Below are 23,117 nucleotides of genomic sequence, written 5' to 3' on the forward strand. Positions count from 1 at the left end.
CGTCATGTTAAAAGTTGACCCTACTTCATCAGAACTGAGCATTTTATTAGCTAACCCTCGAGGTTTTTGTGCCGGTGTAGATCGTGCCATTAGCATTGTTGAGCGGGCGTTAGAGTTATTTGAGCCGCCAATTTATGTAAGACATGAAGTGGTACACAATCGCTACGTGGTGCAAAATTTAAAAGATCGCGGGGCAATATTTGTTGAAGAGCTTGATCAAGTACCTGATAACTCTATAGTGATCTTCAGCGCGCATGGTGTTTCACAGGCAGTACGTAAAGAAGCTAAAGCCCGTGGATTAAAAGTGTTTGATGCTACCTGTCCGCTAGTCACTAAAGTGCATTTACAGGTGACTCGTGCAAGTCGTAAAGGGGTTGAATGTATTCTGATTGGTCATGCTGGCCATCCCGAAGTTGAAGGGACGATGGGCCAATACGATAATGCTGAAGGTGGGGTTTATTTAATTGAGTCTCCAGAAGATGTCGAAAAATTGTCGGTAAAAGATGCTGATAATTTGTGCTTTGTGACTCAAACAACCTTGTCAGTTGACGATACTATGGACATCATTGCAGCGCTTCAGCAGCGTTTCCCTTCAATTGAGGGGCCACGTAAAGATGATATTTGTTATGCCACTCAAAATCGTCAAGACGCGGTGCGAAACTTATCTCAGCAAGTGGAATTATTGATTGTTGTTGGTTCTAAAAATAGCTCAAACTCAAATCGCTTACGTGAACTTGCTGAAAAAACAGGTACCCAAGCATATTTAGTTGATACTGCTGCCGATGTTGAGCCGGTATGGTTCGATGGGGTTAAAAAAGTAGCAGTAACAGCTGGAGCTTCAGCTCCAGAAGTATTGGTTCAACAGGTTGTAAATGCCATTGCAAAACATGCTCCCAGTGTAATAACCGAAGTTGAAGGCCGTGAAGAAGATATTGTTTTTGCGGTACCAGCAGAATTAAGATAATTCATAACGGCTTTATTTTCAGGATAAAAATTTAATAATTTTAAATCACAATTAAATCATACCGTCATTGCCATGAACTAAAACCCACTTTTATCGGTGGGTTTTTTTGTGCTTAAAAGTTAATCGGAGTATAGTTATTAGTTAGCCAAGTTTTAAAATGTTTACGCTTATGTTGATCGTGGCGTTGCTATGGTGCTGGAATGTTGTGGTTATGTAGGCTAATATTGTTGGGTTTAATACGACTATAAGTAATGGATTTTAAACATGAAAACACTCAGTCACACAGTCAATAAAATGACATTTTCTGGAGATTTGACACATGTCAGCTAAAGAGGATGGATTTTCTTTAATCGAAGTGATGGTCGCACTGGTGATATTAGTGATAGGGCTTATTGGCATTTTTAATTTACATATTGTTGCCAAGAAAGGCAGCTTTGATTCATTTCAGCAAACGCAAGCGTCTTATTATGCAAACGATATCATCAATAGGATGAGGTTGAATGCCAGCCAGTTAAATGCCTACGGTACAAGTGGCAGTGTTGGTTCAATATATAGTGGTACTCCTACTGTGCCAGGGACATCATGTAACGGAACGGCGACATGTTCTCCTGCTGAAATGGCAGCATGGGACTTATATGAATGGCGTGCAGCATTTACTGGTGAAGCTGAGGTAGTTAATTCAAAAAATGTCGGTGGATTAGACTCTCCAACAGCGTGTATTTTAGTTAATGGTAATGATGTCACCGTTGTTATTAGCTGGCAGGGGATTAATTCACTGTCTGACTCTACCCTCTTTGCGGGGTGTGGAACCTCTAATGATCGACGACGTGTTTACTCTATTCAGACGGTGATTATTTAGATGAACAATATAGACAAAAGCCTACATCGCTATCAATCAGGGATGTCTCTGGTTGAGTTAATGGTCGCTATGCTAATAGGGCTATTTTTAACTGCGGGCGTTTTCACCATGTTCAGTATGTCTTCATCGAACGTTACAACCACAAGCCAGTTTAACCAACTACAAGAAAATGGCCGAATAGCATTAGCCATTATGGAACGAGATATCAGTCAATTAGGGTTTATGGGTGACATTACCGGCACCGATTTTATTGTGGGTAATAACACGCAAGTATTATCCGCAGCAGTGCCAAATGATTGTGTTGGCGACGGGGTTAATAACGCAACCTTGCCTCAGAATGAGCCGTCTCATTTTCGTCGCCTCTGGGGTTATGAACAAGGGGCTTCAGGCTCTGTTCCCTTCAGCTGTTTAACTGATGTTGTTGATGGAACCGATGTTCTTCAAATCAAACGTTTAATTGGTCCACCCACAACGACACCAACAAATGCCTCTCGCCATTATGTAGCCACAACGGCAAATGAAGCCATTTTTTTCACCGGTAACCAGAGTACTCCAACACTTGAAAATGGACGTTTTTGGGAATACCAACATCATATCTACTACATCCGTAATGACGGTGACATTCCGGTGTTAAGGCGTCGAGTCTTAAGCGTTACTAATGGTATGAAAAACGAAGAGCAGTTAGTCGAAGGCATTGAAAATATGCGCATATTGTATGGTTTCGACAATGACGGTGATAGTACCCCTGACCGTTATGTGCCTGCATCAGAGGTGACAACATTGATGTGGGATAATGAATTATTCCAGCGCTTAGTTGCTGTGAAAGTGTTTCTTTTAGTGAGAACAATACAAGCAGATCGAACTTATACAAATGAAACGCAGTATGAATTGGGCGATAAAACCATTTTAGCCCCTAAAGACAACTTTAGACGCAAAGTCATGTCGACGACGATTATGCTGGAAAACCCAGTGTTGATTAGAAGCTAGGTAGCTGAATATGAAAAAACAAAAAGGAATAGTGCTTTTTTTCGCGCTTATCGTGTTGGTTATTATGACGGTAATCGGTGTGGCATTAGCGGTTAACTCTACTCAATCGTTAAGAATGGCAAGTGCAGGAGCTGAAAGGTTAGATGCAAAGGCGGTCGCTGATGGTGGATTGGCTCAAGTTATTTTAAATAACTCTGGCGCTTTGTTTGCTAACCTTTCCGCGAAAAAAACAGAGAGTAATTTTGGTGGCGTACAAGTGATAACCCCTTTGCCAGAGACCAGTGTGCGCGATGTGGGTTGCCAAAGAACATCGAATGCTACCGGTGCAGATTTAGTCAGCTGTCGTAGAGTCGAGGTAACGAGTACCGTGGCTTTTGGACGTGACAGCCTAGGTACATTAACGGTTGCTTCTGGTATTGAGCAGCAAGTGCTAACAGGGAATTAAGATTATGTTTAAGAAACTATTTTGTAGCACAATGGTCGCCTTGGCAGTGATATCTGCCACCAGTATTGCTGATGATACCGAGCTGTATTTGATTGACTCTGATACGCGAACAGGCAAACGTCCCCAAGTGTTATTTATTTTTGATAACTCGGGCAGTATGTCAACAGAAGACCAGAATGCCGTAAGTTCATACTGCTCCGCTGAAGATTTGAGCGCAGAATTGTGTGAATATGCCGATGGTTTTGCCGATTATTTAGCGGGCTACTCAGGCTATATTAACGAAAAAGGCATCTATTGGAATGCGGGGGGCATTGATAACTCCAGTAGTATGCCAGTACCGGATGTACCGAAAGATTCGCGTCGTTTTTATGCAGATAATAATAACTGTAATAAAGCCGCTGAGGCCTTAAAAACACGTGGCCGTTATACTGGATACCTACGTGAATTTAAAGGCAGTGGACAAACAGGTAAATGGTACCCTTTGGCCGATAACGAAGGGTTTAATACAGGTCAAATTGTTGATTGTCATCAAGATATAATCGAAAATGATCCTAAAAACCCAGGGCAAAAAAAGCAAGGTGGCAGCACCGTTGATTTTGCTGACGGTTATCCGATAGACGATAAGAAAATGTACACAGCGGGATCAGCTGAGGTTGACCAAAAATTTAGTCTGAAAGACACTGAGTTTGGTTCTGGCTCGCCAGTAACATTGTATACGGCTCATTATTTAGTGTGGTATCAGTGGGTGACCACTACCGAAGAAGGCCAAGAAAGCGGGGGAACTGGGACCCGTTTAGAGGTTGCCAAATCGGCTTTAGAAACCGCCTTAACAAACTTAAGTATTCCTATTGATGCGGGGGTAGCCATATTCAATTTAAATTACCCTAACGAAAATGAAATTGATGGCGGGCGGATTGTATTCGATATTGCCGAAATGACAGCGACCAATCAAAATAATTTGGTCTCATTAATCAAAAATATGCCTGCTCAAACTAATACCCCACTATGCGAGACATTATTTGAAGCTCATCAGTACTTCAGTGGTGGGGCTGTCACCTTTGGTAATAAAGATGCAAACGCTAAAGGTAATGATAAAATTGACGGCTATGAACCTAATTCACCCCCGAGTATTTTGAGTTCTGGTAATTACACCACACCGTTTAAAAAATGCCCAGATACGGCTTATGTTATCTATATTACAGATGGGGCGCCCACATTAGATAGTGCGGCAGATGATGAGATTAAAGCATTAACGGCAAGTGCTAAAGCCTCGGGTGATTATAGCGCATTTGAATTTACCAATGGCAACGGAGATACCCAAACCAGTTATTTACCCGCTTTAGCCTCTTATATGTACAACAATGATTTAGTTGTCGGTAATACCGATTCTGGAGGAATTGATAACAAACAGAATGTTCGCTTGTTTACGATTGGTTTTTCTGATGGTGCAGATGCCGCTGCAGAATTACTAGAGGAAGCCGCATTTAGGGGCGGAAACCCAAGAGATCAAGCGACTAATGTTTCAGAAGGATATTATGTTGCTAAAAATGGCTTAGACCTCGTTGAGGCTATGGATGATGCGCTAAAATCGATATTAGCGGTTGACTCTTCATTCACCTCTCCCAGTATTGCTAGTAATAACTTTGATAAAACTCAAACCTATAATTCAGCTTATTTCGCGATGTTTTTACCCGGTAATGGTCCCCGTTGGAGTGGTAACCTTAAAAAGTTAAAGGTGACTTCGTCAGGTTCAATTGTGGCTCCGGGTGGTACAATTAAAGCGATTGATGCCAATGGTAATATCGCGGCTGATGTGTGTACCTACTGGAATGCTTGTTCAGGAGCCAGTGTTGATGGTAATAAAGTGACTTCAGGCGGTGTACTGCCAGCGTTAAGAACTGCGCTTAAAAATCGCAAAATATTAACCAACAATAGTAGTAGTTTAGTGAATATTGAAGATGTTTCATCCGCTTCAATGTATTCATTGCTAGGAAGCCCTACAACTCTTCTTCAGTCGTTAACGGTTAGGCAAAATTTAGACTGGCTTTATGGTGTTGATGTTGATGACGACAATGGCGATGGCAGTAATACAGACGCCAGACTCGATATTATGGGCGACCCATTACACTCTAAACCATTGGCGATTAATTTTGGCCCCTCATCTTCTAGTTTAGATGTCAGAATTTTAGTAGGAACTAACCAAGGGTTAGTACATATGTTTAAAGATTCTGATGCCGGAAGCCAAGATTACACTGTGGGCTCAGTTGAAGAATCTTGGGCATTTATCCCCGCAGAATTACTTTCGAATGTGCCCACGTTACGAGAAAACTTATCAACCGGTAAACATAGTGTTTATGGCATGGATTTGTCACCTATTGCTTATACAGAGACAGACTCCAGTGGTAAGGTCGATAAAGCATGGGTTTATTTAGGCATGAGACGGGGAGGAATGTCGTATTATGCCCTTGATATTACCGACCCAGATAACCCTAAATATAAATGGAAAATTGACACTAATACCGTGGGGCTTGAAGAACTTGGACAAACCTGGTCTGAGCCTGTTGTAACCTTTATTCCTGGAGTAGAAGGGCCGGTATTAATTATTGGCGGCGGAATGGCTTCTTCAGATGGCACAGGTGAAGCGGTATATATTGTTAATGCAGATACCGGCGCGTTTATTAAGAAGTTTACTGCTGCTGATATGAGCAGTGTGGTCAGTAAAGTTGCGGTATTAGACAGTAATAATAATGGTGAAACAGATCGTATTTATGCCACCGATATAGGCGGCAATGTTTGGCGTATGGATTTAGCGTCAGATGATAAAAGTAAATGGTCTATTTTCAAGTTTGCTTCTATCAGTAGCGGAACTTCGCCAAATAATAGAATGTTTTTTGCTGAGCCAGCGGTAGCCCAAACTCAGTTCAATAATATCCATAGTGATTCAAGTGGCGAGTTAAGCTATCAAAGCATCCCTTATGATGCCGTGACAGTCGGAACCGGTAACAGAACTAAACCTGCATCTGATAAAGTCACTCAGGATATGTTTTATGTATTCCAAGACAGAAATGTGGTCACTCAGCAGTTTGCAGACACCACTCCGTCAGCGCTGACTTTGGATGATCTTTATGACGTCACGTCAGCGGCTCCAGATACCGACAGCGATAATGTTTCATTTGGTAGCAAGCGTGGTTGGTATTATTCGTTAAATATGCCTGGTGAGAAAAGTCTTTCAGCACCACTCATTTTTGATGGTCATGTATACTTTACGTCGTTTATTCCGCCGACCAATGAAAATATTGATTTAGACGCTGGTGTATGTGGCTTCTCTGGTCAAGGTCGTTTGTATAAATTTGGTCTGCATAAAGGCACTCGAAGTTTCAGTGAGCTGTATTATGAAATAGGTGAAAGAGTACCTGATACGCCGCAGATTGTTATTCCTGAGCCGGAAGAAGGAAAAGACTCTACAGCGTATATTATTGGGGTAGGTAAAGGTGAGTGTGAAAACGGCCAATGTAAAGGAACCGTTGAGTTAGGCAGTGGCCTCAGCACCAATAAAATTTACTACCATCAAAATGAGAATAATTAACCATGAAACAACAGCAGCAAGGTTTTACATTAATAGAGTTGATGATAACAGTCGCCATTGTGGGAATTTTGGCCTCAATTGCTTATCCATCTTACATCGACTTTGTCACCAAAAGTGCTCGCTCTGAAGGTGTTGCAGCAGTGATGAGAGTGGCTAACTTGCAAGAGCAGTATTATTTTGACAATCGCGTGTATGCAGAAGACACTTCAAAGCTAGGTCTCGATAAGCCATTTTTAACTGAGCATGGTCATTATAGTGTAACTTCTGCTGGAACGAGTGCTTTTACTATAACAGCGAAAGCTGAAGGCTCTCAGGCCTCTCGCGATTCAACCTGTGGCACCATTACATTAACATCAGCGGGTGTTAAGGGACCATCAGCGGAGTGTTGGAAATGATAAAATATATTAGTAGCGTTTTATGTGGACTGGGTTTACTTAGTATGGCGATGCCTGTCGTTGCCGCTAAACACGATTATAAGTGTTATATACATAGCACTAAGGGTGACCAAGTGTTGTTTTTCAGTTGGCAGGAACAAGATGCTGAATTGAGAGCCGCTCGCTTAGTGGGTAAGCAATTAACCGATCATAAAGGCAAGAAGTATTTCCTTAAAGAGGTTGAGGAATGTGTGCTGTTAAGTGAAGAGTTTACTAGCGATAAAGCCAAAGCCAGAGATAAACGAACATTAAGATAGCGAGTTACACTATTTAATTTAGGATAAGCCCCATTCAATAAAGCCCTGCAATGCAGGGCTTTATTGAATGGGGTGATAAATGCTAGCGTTGAAAATTTACAGGTTAGCAAGCCTTGCCATCGTCACCGTAAGAGACCTTGCCACTCGATGTGATGCTGACACTTTTAGACTGTGCGGTTTTTCCATCCGGGCAATATATTATATCGCCTCCAGAAGATAAGCCTTCTGGTGAAAAGGTAATATGTGCGCCGTTTGCATTACCACTAATTTTTGCCGGACCTGTAACTTTGTCGCTGCTATTAAAACTGTCAATAACGCGTAATACATCGTTGCTATTTAAATAAACTCTAATGCCCTTTCCCCAATCTGTACCGCAAGAAGTGGCTGTTCCATAGGGGCATATGTTGACGGTTGAGCCATAACTAATGGCTTGGCTACGAGAGAAAGTGACGATATTGTGAATTTTATCAACATTACTATTCGCCCTAACACCCTCATAAATTGACACTAATGACGGAACACCGATAACTAATAAAATGGATGCGACAGTAATTGTGACCATAATCTCCACAAGGGTGAAGCCTTTTCGATTTTTTAACATGATGATCATCCTAATAACGAGTTAATTTAGTATAAGTTAGAATGATCTAGATTTCAGTATATAAAGCCCAATCAATAATATATTTAGTGCATTAAAAGTTCTGAATTCACTGGGCGAAGGTTATTTATTGGCACAAATAATCTTGCGTTTTTTCGATAATCTTACTCTACCGGCTTGGTTAATGATCACCGCTTTAGAATAGGGACTATCAAATTTTTCAGGGCAATATGTAAACGTCCCATTGGTGCCTGATGCTAAACCGTCTGGCTGAAACCTAATTGCTTTACGGTTATATTGGACTATGTCATTAGTGTTAAAGGCATTGATTACCTTCAAGACTCTGTCTTGACTATCTAGAAAGTTTGTTTGTCCTGAGTCGGTAAATATTGAGAACCCCGCTTGCCAATTTCGGCCACAGTTGCGGTGCTCGAGAGGGCAAACTGTGACTCTAGTACCATAATTAATTGCCATATTTCTTGCTAAATAAAGAGCTTGTTGAATAGCGCTAATATTACTACTAGCTCTTATTTGTAATTGAACCGCTTTAAAAGATGGCACGGCAATAGTGGCTAAAATGCTAGTAATGGCAACAATGGCCATTAACTCAATAAGGTTAAATCCGGCATGAAAAACAATAGGGCGGGTGTAATGAATCATAATATTCTATCCTTGAACGTGACAAAACCGCATCCTGCGGCAAAAGGTTGTATTGCAATATGAACGGTGTTGCAAAAGCACTCAAAAAATATTCAAAATTGCGGCAGAAAGTTTATATCTTTTCAAGTAAGATAATAAGTTACTAATCTAGGTTAATTTTAAATCTAACATCATCTTAGGAGTGATTAATGAAGAAAGTCGAAGCTGTTATTAAACCGTTTAAATTAGATGATGTGCGTGAATCTCTTGCTGAAATCGGTATTACAGGTATGACTGTTTCTGAAGTTAAAGGATTCGGCCGTCAAAAAGGTCACACAGAATTGTATCGTGGCGCAGAATATATGGTGGATTTTTTACCTAAGGTAAAAATCGAATTAGTGATTCAAGATGAACAGTTAGAACAAGCCATTGATGTGATTGTGGATACTGCCAGAACCGGCAAAATTGGTGATGGAAAAATATTTGTTACTGAAATCGAGCGTGTAATACGTATTCGTACCGGTGAAGAAAACGAAGAAGCTGTATAAGTAATAAAACAACCAAACAACATTGATGTTTGATTGACCTCTGGGCACTTCACTTTGTCTTATTGTTGTGCCCAAAAAATCAGTTGTTAAAAAAATGTATCAGAGGCTGTTTTTATGGCGATGGAAGCGCTATTGTATACTGTAAAGATACTTGATGTTTTATGTTAGGTATCAACTATTTCAGGTAGACAGAATACGGAGATTAATATGTCTAAACGCAGTTTTAGCATCTCGTTAGTTGCCTCTGCGGTGGCGATTATGCTTGGAAGCGCTTCCAGTTATGCCACAACGACCAATGACGCTTTTACAGATAAACATTCAGTTATCGATTTAAAACAACAAAACATTGCGATGTTTCATTACCGAGACACCGATAATGCTTTAGCGCAAGCAGGTGTTACTGTTCATCCTGATGTTCCTCATGCCGATAACCCAATATCCATTAGAGGGGCTTTAAATGGTGTTGCCGTTATGCAGGACAACATTTTTTATTCTGCCGCCCCTTATTCTGGCCAAAACCTGACTGCATTACCTAATGTCTTTTTCCACGACAGTTTAACTGTTCGAAAATACTCTAGTGTGACCGACGGTGGTCAAGGTGCATTTGGGGCAGTTAATTACACCTCAGCACAAATCAGCCCACGTGATACCGATGCAGTTATTAATCTAGAAACTGATCAAGACGGTTCACCCATTGGTGGACTTTTAGTTAGCGGCACCACCAAAGATTTTGGTCTGTTGTTGGGTGTGGACTATCAAAAGCATGAAACCGAGGCAGGGTTAAATTCATCATTGGATAATAAGCATGACAAGTTAGATGTGTTATTTAAAGTCGATGCCAATAGCTTAGCGGGTGCTAGACGCCCTCAAAAAACAGAGTTCAGTTACCATTATACCGACACCACGCTTGATAATAGCCATGTGGGAACCACAGATGCTGATTATGCCGTAAACCCTGAAGGTCGTTATAGTGCAACTCAGCTAGATAATGAGCAAGGTAAACGCCAGCGATATGCATTGGCTCATCAAGTAAAAGTAAACGGTCAATCAAGTGTGTTTACTGACTTTTATTATCAAAGTTATGCTCAACAAGCCCACAATACTTTGTTTATTGGTGATGAATTTATCAATAGACAATTATTGACCGCATTATCTGCATTTGAGAAAGCACCTTCTTCAGCTGGTATATTGACCTCTGCAGCATTACCCGATAATGATTTTGCAGGTTTTGGCGTACAAAGTAAGGGCGTGACCATGTATGGCGCGCATGAAGTGACTTATCAAGCTAGATACCATTCTGATAAGGCTGAAATGCGTGTGGATGGAGCCGAATATCTTTTAGGTGAAAACTTAGCGTTAGTAAAGACCGACACTGAATATGCTGTAGGGACCTACCGCGATGATGCCGACGTGTTTACAACCGCTGTTAACACTAAGCTTAATTATAATGCATGGTCGATAGGGGTGGGTTTAGGTTATGAAAAGGTGAGTGTTTCGCGAGAGTTAGGCGAAGATGCTGATTTACTTAACGCTGCTGACTTTTCAAATGACGGTTGGTTACCTGAACTCGAAATTGCTTACGCTAATGCATCATGGTTGTTTGCTTTAAGTGCTAAACAAGCATGGACCGCCGCATCAGCGGGTAATGCTCAACAGCTTGATCAGGAAGCTTTACAGTACCAATTAGCGTTTAGCTATACCAATAGTGCTATGACATTGGGTGCGTCGGCCTATATGCATGATTTTGATAATCAACACGTGACTTGTCGCTGGGGCGTTGCTTGTAGTGCAGTTGATGAGACTATTCAAGTCAATATTAAAGATGTGTCAGTTCAAGGTGCTGATGTTACATTTAATTATGACCTGCAATTTGATTCATTCTCAATGCCTATTGGACTGGAGTATAACTACACTAAAGCCGAGTTTGGTCAGAATCATTGTGATTTAGTTGTTGGGTGTTATGTTGACGGACAGCAATTACCTTGGGTTCCTGAGCAACAAATTTATGCCAATATTGGTTTTGAGATGAATAGTTTTCATGTTGCGGTGAATGGTGTTTATCAATCTGAAACAGGCAGCCCATTAACGCCAGGAAATTACGGTATAGAAAGTCAATGGAAAGTGGATTTAGCCGCTCAGTATCAAATTACGCCAGCGCATCAAGTCTATGTAAGAATAGAAAATTTGACCGATGAACAACTTGTTGCCAAGCACTATCAGACGGGGAATCTCTCACAGGGTGAAATGCGCACGTACTTTGGCTATCAAGGCCATTTCTAACATTTGGACGATATTTTTAACCCTAAATGTTGTTTGTTAGCAAATGGTTGAACATTGTTTGAAAAATCTTAAAGCCCATAGCAGATTAGCGTGGGCTTTATTTGTTTATTCTAATAGAATAAAAAAGCAACGTTTGAAAATATTTCTTTATAAATTAGTGTTATATTCATTGCGGCACGAACGAAAATTACAGGTTTTGTGTTGATTTTGTACTATTTTTGTCCTTGCATCATTTTGGGCACCTAAATCAGTGCATTGGTTTGAAATCACCTATAATTTTCGTGGCGATAGTCTCATATTTGGGGTAAAATGCGCGCGACCAGCGTGATTACGATCGCATTTTCGTGTTAAATCTGCGCTAGCTCAAAAACATTTTATTTGTTAATTCATTGTTTTTGAAGCGGAACGTGGCGCATTGTCTTTCCTTCAAACGTAGTGCTTGTGGATATGATTACAATTAAGAAAGGATTGGAACTGCCTATAGCAGGCGGACCAGAGCAAGTTATCCATAATGGCCCAGCCATTAGACACGTAGCTACTTTGGGTGAAGAGTATATTGGCTTACGTCCAACGATGAAGATCAAAGTGGGCGATAAGGTACAAAAAGGTCAGGTTCTTTTTGAAGATAAAAAGAATCTTGGCGTTAAATATACGGCTTTAGCCAGTGGTACTATTTTAGAAATCAACCGAGGTGCAAAACGTGTACTTCAGTCTGTTGTTATTGAAATTGAGGGTGATGAAAGTGTTACCTTTGAAAAGTATGATGCTGCAGCCTTAGACTCGTTAGACCCGCAAGTTGTTCGTAATAATCTGATTGACTCAGGTTTATGGACGGCATTGCGTACGCGCCCATTTAGCAAAGTGCCAGCCGTTGATGCTACAACGCCGGGTATTTTTGTTACCGCTATTGATACACAACCTCTAGCTGCTGATCCGGCTGTCGTGATTGGTGAACATAAAGAAGACTTTGCTAACGGTTTAAAAGTGCTTGCACGTTTAACTGAAGGAACGGTTTATTTATGTAAAGCGCCTGGTGCAGATATTCCATCAGCAACAGCGCAAGTCACTGAGTTTGCAGGAAAGCATCCTGCTGGTTTAGTTGGCACGCACATTCACAATTTATTACCCGCTTCCACTGCTCGCAGTGTATGGCATATTGGCTACCAAGATGTTATCGCATTTGGTCAATTATTCACTCAAGGTGTGTTAAATACCGAGCGTGTTATTGCTATTGCTGGACCTAAAGCTAAACAACCTCGCTTAGTTCGTACTCAAGTCGGCGCTAGCATAACAGAGCTAATGGCGAATGAAGTTGTTGAAGGCGGTAAAGTACGTATTATCTCAGGCTCAGTATTAAATGGCCGTTTGGCTGAAGGCCCACATGCTTATTTAGGCCGTTATCATGGCCAAGTTAGTGTGCTTGAAGAAGGTTATGAGAAAGAACTATTTGGCTGGGCAATGCCAGGTGCAAACAAGTTCTCAATAACTCGTGCGTTCTTAGGACATTTAAGCCCTTCACGTTTATTTAGCATGACCACGAGCACCGGTGGCTCTGATCGCGCTATGGTTCCTATTGGAAATTATGAGCGTGTAATGCCGTTAGATATTCTTCCAACAATGTTATTACGTGACCTAGTGTCAGGTGACTACGATGGTGCAGTTGCACTCGGTGCGTTAGAGCTGGATGAAGAAGATTTAGCATTATGTACTTTCGTATGCCCAGGCAAGTATGACTATGGTTCATATCTACGTGACTGTCTTGATACGATCGAGAGGGAAGGCTAATGAGCTTGAAAGATTTTCTAGAGCGTATTGAACCGCAATTTGAAAAAGGCGGTAAATACGAAAAGTGGTATGCTCTTTATGAAGCTGTCGCCACTGTTTTTTATACCCCTGGTAAAGTGAACAAGGGCACCACCCATGTTCGCGATAACATTGACCTAAAACGTATGATGATTACGGTTTGGGCGTGTACATTCCCTGCAATGTTTTTTGGTATGTACAATGTTGGACTTCAAGCACAAGTTGCATTAGCAGCTGGCTTTGGTACTCCAGATGTATGGCAAGTTGGATTATTTGAGTTATTTGGGGCTCAACTAACGGCTGACTCGGGTATCGCTTCATTGATGTGGTATGGCGCATGTTTCTTCTTACCTATCTACGCAGTTACTTTTGCTGTAGGTGGTTTCTGGGAAGTATTATTTGCCTCTGTACGTGGTCATGAAGTTAACGAAGGCTTTTTCGTTACCTCAGTACTATTCGCGTTAACACTGCCTGCCACTATTCCATTATGGATGGTAGCCTTAGGGATTACATTCGGTGTTGTTGTTGCAAAAGAAATCTTTGGTGGTACGGGGCGTAACTTCTTAAACCCTGCACTTGCCGGTCGTGCTTTCTTGTTCTTTGCTTATCCTTTAAGCATGTCAGGCGACACAACATGGGTTGTTGCTGATGGCTTCTCGGGGGCAACAGCGCTAAGTCAAGCGGCTCAAGGTACTTTTGATTACGCCAACAACGCCACTTGGATTGATGCCTTTATGGGCTTTATCCCTGGTTCTGTGGGTGAAGTCTCTACCTTCGCTATTTTATTAGGTGGTTTGGTCATCATTTATACTCGCATCGCTTCATGGCGTATTGTCGGCGGTGTGATGATTGGTATGGCGGCTGTAGCAACATTACTTAATGTTATTGGCAGTGATACTAACCCAATGTTTGACATGCCTTGGCACTGGCACTTAGTTCTAGGTGGGTTTGCATTCGGTATGATGTTTATGGCAACAGACCCAGTGTCGGCGTCATTTACTAACTCAGCTAAATGGGCTTACGGTATCTTAATTGGTGCAATGGTGGTGTTTATTCGTGTGATTAACCCTGCATTCCCAGAAGGTATGATGCTAGCAATTTTATTTGCTAACTTGTTCGCACCATTATTTGACCACTTTGTTGTTCAGGCAAATATCAAGCGGAGGATCGCACGTGGCTAGTAATAAAGATTCGTTTGGCAAAACGCTATTTGTCGTGATTGCTCTTTGCTTTGTTTGCTCAATGTTTGTTTCTACCGCAGCAGTATTATTGAAGCCAACTCAACAACAAAATAAGTTGTTAGATAAGCAAAAGTATATTCTAGAAGCGGCGGGTTTAGTTGATACTAAATCGGCAAAAGTTGACAAGAAAACGATTCTAGATACTTACAATAAGTATGTAGAAGCGCGTTTAGTTGACTTAAAAACCGGTGATTTTGTTGAAGGCGATGCTGACACATTTGATGTCGAAAAAGCAGCGCGTACACCTGAAACTTCATTCAAACCTAAAAATGATATCGCCTCTGTTAAGCGTGTAGCAAATACTGGTGTTATCTATTTAGTTAAAGATGATAACGCTGAACTTCAGACGGTAATTATTCCCGTTAAAGGTTATGGCCTGTGGTCAACAATGTTTGCATTCTTGGCTGTTGAAGCTGATATGAACACCATTAAAAGTTTAGTTTACTATGACTTTACCGGTTCTGGTGAAACTCCAGGCCTAGGTGGTGAAGTACAAAACCCACAATGGATTGCAAAATGGCAAGGTAAAAAACTTTATGATGACAATGGTGAGTTAGCCATTCAAGTGACTAAAGTACCGGCAATTGCTGAATCTGTTCATGGTGTAGATGCTTTGTCTGGCGCAACATTAACAAGTAATGGTGTTCAACACTCATTAACTTTCTGGTTAGGTGAAGAAGGTTTTGCACGCTTTATTGAAAAAGCACGCAATGGAGGACTGAGCTAATGGCAAATGCTAAAGAACTGAAACAGGTTCTAACTGGGCCTATCATCAACAACAACCCAATTGCGTTACAAATTTTGGGTGTATGTAGTGCACTAGCTGTAACCGCTAAAATGGAAACAGCCATTGTAATGACATTAGCACTGACTGTTGTGACTGCGTTTTCTAACTTATTTATTTCGTTATTGCGTAATCACATTCCTAGTAGTGTGCGTATTATTGTTCAAATGACTATTATTGCGTCATTAGTAATTGTGGTTGACCAAGTATTACAAGCATACGCTTATGATATTGCAAAGCAGTTGTCTGTTTTCGTTGGTCTGATTATTACTAACTGTATTGTAATGGGTCGAGCAGAAGCTTATGCAATGAAAACGCCTCCAATGATGAGCTTTATGGACGGTATTGGTAACGGTTTAGGCTACGGTGCGATTTTATTATCCGTTGGTTTCTTCCGTGAGCTACTAGGTAATGGCTCATTATTTGGTATCGAAATCCTCAGCAAAGTCTCAGATGGCGGTTGGTATCAGCCAAACGGTTTATTACTTCTTCCACCAAGTGCGTTCTTCTTAATTGGTGGTTTAATCTGGGTGATCCGTACCTATAAGCCAGATCAAGTAGAAGCAAAAGGGTAAGCGCAATGGAACATTACATTAGTTTATTAATACGTTCGATATTCATTGAGAATATGGCGTTAGCCTTCTTCTTAGGCATGTGTACCTTTTTGGCTGTCTCTAAGAAAGTAACAACGTCAATGGGCTTAGGTGTTGCAGTTATTGTGGTTTTGGCCATTTCTGTGCCTGCAAACCAAATCATCTATCAAGGTTTATTAGCACCGGGCGCATTAGCTTGGGCAGGTATTCCTGAAGCTGACTTGAGCTTTTTGAAATTCATTACCTTCATTGGTGTGATTGCAGCATTAGTACAAATTTTGGAAATGACTTTAGATAAGTACTTCCCGCCTTTGTACAATGCACTTGGTATTTTCTTACCATTAATTACGGTTAACTGTGCAATTTTTGGTGCAGTGTCGTTTATGGTAGAGCGTGACTACACACTAAGCGAGAGCGTGGTGTTTGGTATTGGCTCTGGTATCGGTTGGGCGTTAGCAATTGTATTGTTAGCGGGTATCCGTGAGAAAATGAAGTATTCTGATGTGCCAAATGGCTTACGTGGCTTAGGTATTACCTTTGTTACAGCTGGTCTTATGGCTCTAGGTTTCATGTCGTTTTCAGGTGTTTCTTTGTAAGAAACACGAAAACGAAGCATTAATTTGAACCTTTAAGGAATAAGTGAATGGGTATTCTTGAATCTACTCCAATAGATGTTTATCTAGGTGTGAGTATGTTTACCGCGATTGTACTAGTGTTAGTTTTAGTGATTCTTTTCGCTAAATCTAAACTGGTTGCAAGTGGTGATATCACTATTGGTATTAATGGTGATGCAGAAAAAGCAATTAAAACAGGTGCCGGTGGTAAACTGCTGGGTGCTTTAGCTGATAATGGTATCTTCGTATCAAGTGCATGTGGTGGCGGTGGCTCATGTGGTCAGTGTCGCGTACATGTTAAATCAGGCGGCGGAGATATTTTACCGACTGAACTTGACCACATCAGCAAAGGTGAAGCTCGCCAAGGTTGTCGTTTATCTTGCCAAGTCAACGTAAAAAGTGACATGGAAATTGAGTTAGACGAAGAAATCTTTGGTATCAAAAAGTGGGAATGTGAAGTTATCTCAAATGATAACAAAGCGACCTTCATTAAAGAGCTTAAGCTACAAATTCCTGATGGTGAGTCTGTACCATTCCGTGCGGGTGGTTATATCCAGATTGAAGCACCTGCGCATCATGTAAAATATGCAGACTTTGATGTACCTGAACAGTACCGAGGCGATTGGGAACACTTTGGTTTCTTTAATTTAGAATCTAAAGTTGATGAAGAAACCATTCGTGCATACTCGATGGCTAACTACCCTGAAGAGTTTGGTATCATCATGCTAAACGTGCGTATTGCTACGCCTCCTCCTCGTAACTTGAGCTTACCGTGTGGTAAAATGTCATCTTACATCTGGAGCTTAAAAGCGGGCGATAAAGTGACTATTTCTGGTCCATTTGGTGAGTTCTTCGCTAAAGACACAGACGCTGAAATGGTATTCATTGGTGGTGGTGCAGGTATGGCGCCTATGCGTTCTCATATCTTTGACCAGCTTAAGCGTTTAAACTCTAAGCGTAAAATGAGCTTCTGGTATGGTGCACGTTCTAAGCGTGAAATGTTCTATGTAGAAGATTTTGACGGTTTAGCGGCAGCTAATGATAACTTCCAATGGCATGTAGCTTTATCAGACCCTCAACCAGAGGATAACTGGGACGGTTATACCGGCTTTATTCATAACGTATTATATGAAAACTATTTACGTGACCATGAAGCACCAGAAGATTGTGAGTTCTACATGTGTGGACCTCCAATGATGAACGCAGCGGTAATTGGTATGTTAAAAGATTTAGGCGTTGAAGATGAAAACATCTTATTAGATGACTTCGGTGGTTAATATCTGAATAACTAAGGTGCCAATTGGCACCTTAGTTTTTTATTGCAGTAAGCCTTTGCTACTGCAATTTTTGTTTTGTGAAATAGAGAAATATGTCTAAATTTGTAAATTCATTAGTATTCGTTGTTGCCGCCTTTGTCTTAGTCGCGTGTTCACAACCCGAACCTACGATTCAATTAGCGGGCAAAACGATGGGCACGACATATCATATTACTGTGGTCAATAGTCCTACATTGCCACAAGCGAATTTGTTACAAACAGAAATCGATATGGCATTGGAGATCGTTAATAATCAAATGTCGACTTATCGTGCTAACTCTGAATTATCACAGTTTAACCAATTACAAATTAGACAAGGTACAGAAGTTTCCGCCGATACGATTTATGTCGTAAAAGAGGGCATGCGCTTATTTGATATGACCGGTGGTGCATTAGACATAACCCTAGGGCCTCTTGTTAATTTATGGGGGTTTGGGCCGGATAAAAGGCCGACTAAGATCCCATCTGACGCTGACATATTAGTGGCAAAAGCCAAAACCGGAATCAACGAGTTAACTATTGAAGGTAATCGATTGATTAAACACAATGCTGAGCTCTATGTTGACCTTTCATCGATTGCCAAAGGGTTTGGTGTTGATAAAGTCGCTGCATTATTAGATAAGTATGATGTTGAGGGCTACTTGGTAGAAATTGGTGGTGAAATCAGTACTAAAGGTTTGAAACATGACGGCACTCCATGGAGAGTCGCAGTAGAAAAACCGACAGAGGACGGCCAGCAAGTGCAACAGGTCATCGAACTTGATACAATGGCCTTAGCAACCTCGGGCGATTACCGTATTTATTATGAAGAAAATGGCGAGCGATTTTCTCATTTAATTGACCCAAGAAGCGGTTATCCCATTAAGCATAATTTAGCTTCTGCGACAGTTTTACATAAAAGTTCGATGACAGCTGATGGTTTAGCGACAGCAATGATGGTGCTAGGCACGCAAGCCTCGCTTGAATTCGCCAACAAACATAACCTGGCTGTTATGTTAATTGAAAAACAACAACAGGGTTATCAGGTCTTTTATAGTGATACCTTTAAACAATATTTAAACTGATTGAGCCATTGATTGGGAGTCTAGAATGAGTACATTTTTTGCAGCTTTTGTGGTGTTGTTAGTCTTCTTTCTATTAATGTCTATTGGCTACATTGTGAAGAAAAAAGCCGTAGAAGGTAGCTGTGGTGGTTTAGGGGTTTTAGGAATTGAAAAAGCCTGTGACTGCGACGACCCGTGCGATAAAAGAAAACGTCGTATGGCAGAAGAAGAACGCCGTCAGAAGTTGGAACAAAACCGTATCATATAACCTTTAGCTATAACGCGTTTGTTCTCTAAACGCTCGTAGTTTTTAAATAGCCTGCAATATAGCAGGCTATTTTTATCTTAAACTAGATTTAGTGCTAAATTTTATCTAAGCCACTGGCAAGTCGTTTAAAGCTTAGGTAAGCTGTTGGCCATTACCTATATGCATTCCTATCGTATTACTGGTTTAAAAGTAAATTATTCTAAACGATCATTATCGTGTTGATTATTTTCAACATGGGATGCTTTTGTTTTTATGGAGAGAGCTGAATATGAATAAAGTTCCAATGACAGTTATTGGTGCTGATCAATTAAGAAAAGAGCTAGAAATCTTAAAGTTTGATCGTCGACCTAAAATTACTGAAGCAATTGCTTCAGCTCGTGAACTGGGCGATTTAAAAGAAAATGCTGAATATCATGCTGCACGTGAAGAACAGGGCATTTGTGAAGCTCGTATTCGTGATATTGAAGGTAAGCTGTCTAACGCACAAATTATTGATGTGACCAAGATGGAAAATACCGGAAGAGTTATTTTTGGTACAACAGTCACCATTTTAAACCTTGATACCGATGCTGAAGTAACATATCGAATTGTTGGTGACGATGAAGCTGATATCAAACAAAACCTGATTTCAGTTAATTCACCTATTGCACGTGGTTTAATTGGTAAAAATGAAGGTGATGAAGTTGGCATTGCAACTCCAGGTGGCATTACTGATTACGAAATTGTCTCTGTAGAGTATATTTAATCTGATCGAATAAATAATTCAGAGCGTAAAAAAACCACTGTATCAACAGTGGTTTTTTATTTTAATCAGAATAGATAATAATTATTTTGCTTTTGGAAGCGCAATTTTCATTTCTTCTGATTGACGGAAAAGCACTAGAATATGGCCGATAGTTTGCACTTTCGTAGACTGAGTTTCACGTACAATGGCGTCAACGATGGCATTTTTAAGTTCTCTATCAGAAGAGGCTACTTTCACTTTGATCAATTCGTGATGATTAAGAGCGCTATCAATTTCAGCCAGAACACCTTCAGTCAATCCATTGGCACCAAGCAGCACAACTGGCTTTAAATTGTGCGCTAAGCCTTTTAGATGCTGTTTTTGTTTGGTTGTTAAGTTCATTTATACCAACTTTTGCTGAGTTACTGTTGAAAAACAGCTATTCTACCCTTATATAGTCTGTATGTAACTCTCAATCGTTGCGGAATTTCAATGGTAGCTAAAAAACGCACAGCAAGTTCGACTCGCTGGATGCAAGAACACTTTGATGATCACTATGTTAAATTAGCTCAAAAACGTGGGTTACGTTCGCGTGCAGCTTTTAAATTAGAAGAGATTCAACAAAAAGATCAATTGATTAAACCTGGTATGACTGTAGTAGACTTAGGAGCAGCCCCCGGTGGTTGGTCACAAGTTGCGGTTAAACTTGCAGGAGATAAAGGTAAAGTCATTGCCTGTGACATTTTACCAATGGATCCCATTGTAGGAGTTGATTTCTTACAAGGGGATTTTAGAGAAGATAATGTCCTTGATGCCTTATTGACCCGTGTAGGAGAAGATAAAGTTGATGTGGTACTATCTGATATGGCACCGAATATGAGCGGAACGGGTGTTGTTGACCAACCTCGAGCAATGTATTTAGTCGAGCTAGCGTTAGACATGTGCCATCAAGTATTAGCGCCAAATGGTTGCTTTGCCGTTAAAGTCTTTCAGGGGGAGGGCTTTGACGAATACATGAAAGCAGTTAAAGAGGCGTTTAAAGTAGTAAAAACTCGCAAACCAGATTCTTCAAGAGCTCGTTCTCGTGAAGTCTATCTAGTGGCGACAGGCTACAAGTTGTAGTAATCTAATATTCATTATCGCAAGACTGTAATAGAGGTCTAATAATTTGAGTGACATGGCTAAAAATTTAATACTCTGGATCGTCATCGCTGTTGTGTTGATGTCAGTTTTTCAGGGTTATTCCCCTACTTCTTCGAACTCGCAGAAGATGGATTATTCCGCATTTCTTGATAATGTTCGTGACGGACAAATAAATACCGTTGAAATCAAAAGTGATCAACGCACGATTGAAGGTACAAAACGCAGTGGTGAAAAATTTACCACTATCATGCCAATGTATGATCAAGACTTAATCAATGATCTCGACCGCAAAGGGATTACCATGAAAGGCCAAGAAGCTGAAGAATCTAGCTTCTTAGCACAAATCTTTATTTCTTGGTTCCCAATGTTACTCCTCATTGGTGTATGGATTTTCTTCATGCGTCAAATGCAAGGCGGTGGTGGTAAAGGCGCGATGTCATTTGGTAAAAGTAAAGCCAAATTGATGAGTGAAGATCAAATTAAGACCACGTTTGTTGATGTTGCAGGGTGTGACGAAGCAAAAGAAGAAGTGAAAGAATTGGTTGATTACTTACGCGATCCTACCAAATTCCAGAAGCTAGGTGGTCGTATACCGACCGGTGTGTTAATGGTAGGCCCACCAGGTACAGGTAAAACATTACTTGCAAAAGCAATTGCCGGTGAATCTAAAGTGCCTTTCTTTACCATTTCGGGTTCGGATTTTGTTGAAATGTTTGTTGGTGTGGGTGCATCACGTGTTCGTGATATGTTCGAACAAGCTAAAAAATCAGCCCCATGTATCATCTTTATCGATGAGATTGATGCTGTAGGTCGTCAGCGCGGTGCCGGTTTAGGTGGCGGACATGATGAACGTGAACAAACACTTAACCAAATGCTGGTTGAAATGGACGGTTTTGAAGGCAATGAAGGAATTATCGTCATTGCTGCAACTAACCGCCCAGATGTACTCGATGCCGCTTTATTGCGTCCGGGGCGTTTTGACCGTCAAGTTGTTGTAGGTTTACCTGATGTTCGCGGTCGTGAGCAAATTCTGAAGGTGCATATGCGTAAAGTGCCTTTGTCTGACGATGTTAAAGCTAGTGTTATTGCCCGTGGTACGCCAGGTTTCTCTGGTGCTGATTTAGCTAACCTAGTTAACGAAGCGGCATTATTTGCAGCGCGTGGCAACCGAAGAATGGTTGGCATGGAAGAGTTTGAGCGTGCTAAAGATAAAATCATGATGGGTGCTGAGCGCCGTTCTATGGTGATGTCTGAAGATGAAAAGGAAATGACCGCTTATCATGAAGCAGGGCACGCTATCGTTGGCTGTTTAGTACCAGAACATGACCCTGTTCATAAAGTGACTATTATTCCACGTGGTCGTGCATTAGGGGTAACATTCTTCTTGCCAGAAGCGGATGCTATTAGCCAAAGCCGTCGTAAATTAGAATCGCAAATCTCGGTGGCCTATGGTGGCCGTATTGCAGAAGAATTAATTTATGGCAGTGACAAGGTCTCGACTGGTGCCTCTCAAGATATTAAATATGCAACGTCTATTGCTCGTAACATGGTTACTCAATGGGGTTTCTCAGATAAGCTAGGCCCATTACTTTATGCCGAAGAAGAGGGCGAAGTATTCTTAGGGCGTAGCATGGGTAAAACCAAAGCTATGTCAGGTGATACAGCGTCATTAATTGATTCAGAAATTAAGTTATTTATTGATAAGAATTATCAACGTGCAAATCAAATGCTGACCGATAACATGGATATCCTCCATGCGATGAAAGATGCATTGATGAAATACGAAACTATTGATTCTTTACAAATTGATGACTTAATGAATCGTCGAGAAGTTCGTGAGCCTGCAGACTGGCAAGCTGACGACTCTTCAAACGATAAAGGTGATGGCAAACCATCTGCTAAGCCTGAAGAGACATCTGAGCAAATTGACGATGTTGAAGAGTCAGCCAAAAAAGATGATTTAAATACCGACGAGTCAACAGCTAAATAAG

Annotated in this window: 23 protein-coding genes; 20 read left to right on the forward strand and 3 right to left on the reverse strand. The window is 40.9% G+C overall.

The features are described from left to right. Positions 1-34: 34 nt before the first annotated feature. From ispH to L2672_RS01990, 7 genes are all read left to right on the forward strand, one after another. Positions 35-964: a 4-hydroxy-3-methylbut-2-enyl diphosphate reductase gene (gene ispH, locus L2672_RS01960; protein WP_248994303.1), complete on the forward strand. Its 930-nt coding sequence runs from the start codon at positions 35-37 to the stop codon at positions 962-964. Positions 965-1,283: 319 nt separating this feature from the next. Further along, positions 1,284-1,823: a type IV pilus modification protein PilV gene (gene pilV, locus L2672_RS01965; protein WP_248994143.1), complete on the forward strand. Its 540-nt coding sequence runs from the start codon at positions 1,284-1,286 to the stop codon at positions 1,821-1,823. After that, positions 1,824-2,810 (forward strand): PilW family protein, encoded by a 987-nt coding sequence (locus tag L2672_RS01970; RefSeq protein WP_248994144.1) that lies wholly within the window; start codon positions 1,824-1,826, stop codon positions 2,808-2,810. Positions 2,811-2,820: 10 nt separating this feature from the next. After that, positions 2,821-3,255, forward strand: a complete 435-nt coding sequence (locus L2672_RS01975; protein WP_248994145.1) for a pilus assembly PilX family protein — start codon at positions 2,821-2,823, stop codon at positions 3,253-3,255. A gap of 4 nt (positions 3,256-3,259) precedes the next feature. Further along, on the forward strand, positions 3,260-6,841 hold the full coding sequence (locus L2672_RS01980; RefSeq protein ID WP_248994146.1) for a pilus assembly protein: 3,582 nt from the start codon (positions 3,260-3,262) through the stop codon (positions 6,839-6,841). Between the two features lie 2 nt (positions 6,842-6,843). Next, positions 6,844-7,236, forward strand: coding sequence for a type IV pilin protein (locus tag L2672_RS01985; RefSeq protein WP_248994147.1), 393 nt, complete (start codon positions 6,844-6,846; stop codon positions 7,234-7,236). Beyond that, entirely contained in the window at positions 7,233-7,532 is a 300-nt protein-coding gene (locus tag L2672_RS01990; RefSeq protein WP_248994148.1) for a TapY2 family type IVa secretion system protein, read from the forward strand. The genes L2672_RS01985 and L2672_RS01990 overlap by 4 nt, the downstream gene beginning before the upstream one ends. A 103-nt stretch (positions 7,533-7,635) precedes the next feature. Here L2672_RS01990 and L2672_RS01995 read toward each other — a convergent pair whose 3' ends face one another. Both L2672_RS01995 and L2672_RS02000 read right to left on the reverse strand, forming a co-directional pair. Next, the gene (locus L2672_RS01995; protein WP_248994149.1) at positions 7,636-8,133 is read right to left on the reverse strand and encodes a GspH/FimT family pseudopilin; all 498 of its coding nucleotides are present in this window, start codon (positions 8,131-8,133) and stop codon (positions 7,636-7,638) included. A gap of 120 nt (positions 8,134-8,253) precedes the next feature. Next, on the reverse strand, positions 8,254-8,790 hold the full coding sequence (locus L2672_RS02000) for a GspH/FimT family pseudopilin (protein WP_248994150.1): 537 nt from the start codon (positions 8,788-8,790) through the stop codon (positions 8,254-8,256). A 188-nt stretch (positions 8,791-8,978) separates the two neighbouring features. Here L2672_RS02000 and L2672_RS02005 point away from each other — a divergent pair, with 188 nt between their 5' ends. From L2672_RS02005 to greA, 11 genes are all read left to right on the forward strand, one after another. Next, a complete protein-coding gene (locus tag L2672_RS02005) occupies positions 8,979-9,317 on the forward strand; it encodes a P-II family nitrogen regulator (protein WP_248994151.1) in 339 nt (112 codons plus the stop codon). Positions 9,318-9,524: 207 nt separating this feature from the next. Further along, positions 9,525-11,597: a porin family protein gene (locus L2672_RS02010; RefSeq protein ID WP_248994152.1), complete on the forward strand. Its 2,073-nt coding sequence runs from the start codon at positions 9,525-9,527 to the stop codon at positions 11,595-11,597. Between the two features lie 447 nt (positions 11,598-12,044). Then, positions 12,045-13,382, forward strand: coding sequence for a Na(+)-translocating NADH-quinone reductase subunit A (locus L2672_RS02015; RefSeq protein WP_248994153.1), 1,338 nt, complete (start codon positions 12,045-12,047; stop codon positions 13,380-13,382). Then, the gene (locus L2672_RS02020; protein WP_248994154.1) at positions 13,382-14,581 is read left to right on the forward strand and encodes an NADH:ubiquinone reductase (Na(+)-transporting) subunit B; all 1,200 of its coding nucleotides are present in this window, start codon (positions 13,382-13,384) and stop codon (positions 14,579-14,581) included. The genes L2672_RS02015 and L2672_RS02020 overlap by 1 nt, the downstream gene beginning before the upstream one ends. Beyond that, positions 14,574-15,368 (forward strand): Na(+)-translocating NADH-quinone reductase subunit C, encoded by a 795-nt coding sequence (locus tag L2672_RS02025; RefSeq protein ID WP_248994155.1) that lies wholly within the window; start codon positions 14,574-14,576, stop codon positions 15,366-15,368. Before L2672_RS02020 ends, L2672_RS02025 begins: the two co-directional genes overlap by 8 nt. Further along, entirely contained in the window at positions 15,368-16,000 is a 633-nt protein-coding gene (locus L2672_RS02030; RefSeq protein WP_248994156.1) for an NADH:ubiquinone reductase (Na(+)-transporting) subunit D, read from the forward strand. The genes L2672_RS02025 and L2672_RS02030 overlap by 1 nt, the downstream gene beginning before the upstream one ends. 5 nt (positions 16,001-16,005) lie before the next feature. Next, positions 16,006-16,614: an NADH:ubiquinone reductase (Na(+)-transporting) subunit E gene (nqrE, locus tag L2672_RS02035; RefSeq protein ID WP_248994157.1), complete on the forward strand. Its 609-nt coding sequence runs from the start codon at positions 16,006-16,008 to the stop codon at positions 16,612-16,614. A 47-nt stretch (positions 16,615-16,661) separates the two neighbouring features. After that, the gene (nqrF, locus tag L2672_RS02040) at positions 16,662-17,909 is read left to right on the forward strand and encodes an NADH:ubiquinone reductase (Na(+)-transporting) subunit F (RefSeq protein ID WP_248994158.1); all 1,248 of its coding nucleotides are present in this window, start codon (positions 16,662-16,664) and stop codon (positions 17,907-17,909) included. A 92-nt stretch (positions 17,910-18,001) separates the two neighbouring features. After that, positions 18,002-19,012: an FAD:protein FMN transferase gene (locus L2672_RS02045; protein WP_248994159.1), complete on the forward strand. Its 1,011-nt coding sequence runs from the start codon at positions 18,002-18,004 to the stop codon at positions 19,010-19,012. 25 nt (positions 19,013-19,037) lie between these two features. Beyond that, positions 19,038-19,259 carry a (Na+)-NQR maturation NqrM gene (nqrM, locus tag L2672_RS02050; protein ID WP_248994160.1) on the forward strand — a complete coding sequence of 74 codons (222 nt, stop codon included), beginning with the start codon at positions 19,038-19,040 and terminating at the stop codon, positions 19,257-19,259. Between the two features lie 268 nt (positions 19,260-19,527). Then, positions 19,528-20,004 (forward strand): transcription elongation factor GreA, encoded by a 477-nt coding sequence (gene greA, locus L2672_RS02055; RefSeq protein WP_248994161.1) that lies wholly within the window; start codon positions 19,528-19,530, stop codon positions 20,002-20,004. An 81-nt stretch (positions 20,005-20,085) separates the two neighbouring features. Here the strand turns inward: greA and yhbY are convergent, their stop codons facing one another. Continuing rightward, a complete protein-coding gene (gene yhbY / locus L2672_RS02060) occupies positions 20,086-20,385 on the reverse strand; it encodes a ribosome assembly RNA-binding protein YhbY (RefSeq protein ID WP_248994162.1) in 300 nt (99 codons plus the stop codon). Positions 20,386-20,475: 90 nt separating this feature from the next. On the opposite strand from yhbY, the gene rlmE reads away from it, so the two are divergent. Both rlmE and ftsH read left to right on the forward strand, forming a co-directional pair. Further along, positions 20,476-21,105: a 23S rRNA (uridine(2552)-2'-O)-methyltransferase RlmE gene (gene rlmE / locus L2672_RS02065; protein ID WP_248994163.1), complete on the forward strand. Its 630-nt coding sequence runs from the start codon at positions 20,476-20,478 to the stop codon at positions 21,103-21,105. A gap of 46 nt (positions 21,106-21,151) precedes the next feature. Next, positions 21,152-23,116, forward strand: a complete 1,965-nt coding sequence (ftsH, locus tag L2672_RS02070) for an ATP-dependent zinc metalloprotease FtsH (protein WP_275974914.1) — start codon at positions 21,152-21,154, stop codon at positions 23,114-23,116. Position 23,117: the final 1 nt, after the last annotated feature.

The organism is Shewanella gaetbuli (assembly GCF_023284065.1).
Lineage (GTDB): Bacteria > Pseudomonadota > Gammaproteobacteria > Enterobacterales > Shewanellaceae > Shewanella > Shewanella gaetbuli.

Excerpts from the sequence above, each read along its gene's own strand:
- pilV (WP_248994143.1), top strand. The coding sequence starts at position 1,284 with ATGTCAGCTAAAGAGGATGGATTTTCTTTAATCGAAGTGATGGTCGCA.
- L2672_RS01970 (WP_248994144.1), top strand. The coding sequence starts at position 1,824 with ATGAACAATATAGACAAAAGCCTACATCGCTATCAATCAGGGATGTCT.
- L2672_RS01975 (WP_248994145.1), top strand. The coding sequence starts at position 2,821 with ATGAAAAAACAAAAAGGAATAGTGCTTTTTTTCGCGCTTATCGTGTTG.
- L2672_RS01980 (WP_248994146.1), top strand. The coding sequence starts at position 3,260 with ATGTTTAAGAAACTATTTTGTAGCACAATGGTCGCCTTGGCAGTGATA.
- L2672_RS01985 (WP_248994147.1), top strand. The coding sequence starts at position 6,844 with ATGAAACAACAGCAGCAAGGTTTTACATTAATAGAGTTGATGATAACA.
- L2672_RS01990 (WP_248994148.1), top strand. The coding sequence starts at position 7,233 with ATGATAAAATATATTAGTAGCGTTTTATGTGGACTGGGTTTACTTAGT.
- L2672_RS01995 (WP_248994149.1), bottom strand. The coding sequence starts at position 8,133 with ATGTTAAAAAATCGAAAAGGCTTCACCCTTGTGGAGATTATGGTCACA.
- L2672_RS02000 (WP_248994150.1), bottom strand. The coding sequence starts at position 8,790 with ATGATTCATTACACCCGCCCTATTGTTTTTCATGCCGGATTTAACCTT.
- L2672_RS02005 (WP_248994151.1), top strand. The coding sequence starts at position 8,979 with ATGAAGAAAGTCGAAGCTGTTATTAAACCGTTTAAATTAGATGATGTG.
- L2672_RS02010 (WP_248994152.1), top strand. The coding sequence starts at position 9,525 with ATGTCTAAACGCAGTTTTAGCATCTCGTTAGTTGCCTCTGCGGTGGCG.
- L2672_RS02015 (WP_248994153.1), top strand. The coding sequence starts at position 12,045 with ATGATTACAATTAAGAAAGGATTGGAACTGCCTATAGCAGGCGGACCA.
- L2672_RS02020 (WP_248994154.1), top strand. The coding sequence starts at position 13,382 with ATGAGCTTGAAAGATTTTCTAGAGCGTATTGAACCGCAATTTGAAAAA.
- L2672_RS02030 (WP_248994156.1), top strand. The coding sequence starts at position 15,368 with ATGGCAAATGCTAAAGAACTGAAACAGGTTCTAACTGGGCCTATCATC.
- nqrE (WP_248994157.1), top strand. The coding sequence starts at position 16,006 with ATGGAACATTACATTAGTTTATTAATACGTTCGATATTCATTGAGAAT.
- nqrF (WP_248994158.1), top strand. The coding sequence starts at position 16,662 with ATGGGTATTCTTGAATCTACTCCAATAGATGTTTATCTAGGTGTGAGT.
- L2672_RS02045 (WP_248994159.1), top strand. The coding sequence starts at position 18,002 with ATGTCTAAATTTGTAAATTCATTAGTATTCGTTGTTGCCGCCTTTGTC.
- nqrM (WP_248994160.1), top strand. The coding sequence starts at position 19,038 with ATGAGTACATTTTTTGCAGCTTTTGTGGTGTTGTTAGTCTTCTTTCTA.
- greA (WP_248994161.1), top strand. The coding sequence starts at position 19,528 with ATGAATAAAGTTCCAATGACAGTTATTGGTGCTGATCAATTAAGAAAA.
- yhbY (WP_248994162.1), bottom strand. The coding sequence starts at position 20,385 with ATGAACTTAACAACCAAACAAAAACAGCATCTAAAAGGCTTAGCGCAC.
- rlmE (WP_248994163.1), top strand. The coding sequence starts at position 20,476 with ATGGTAGCTAAAAAACGCACAGCAAGTTCGACTCGCTGGATGCAAGAA.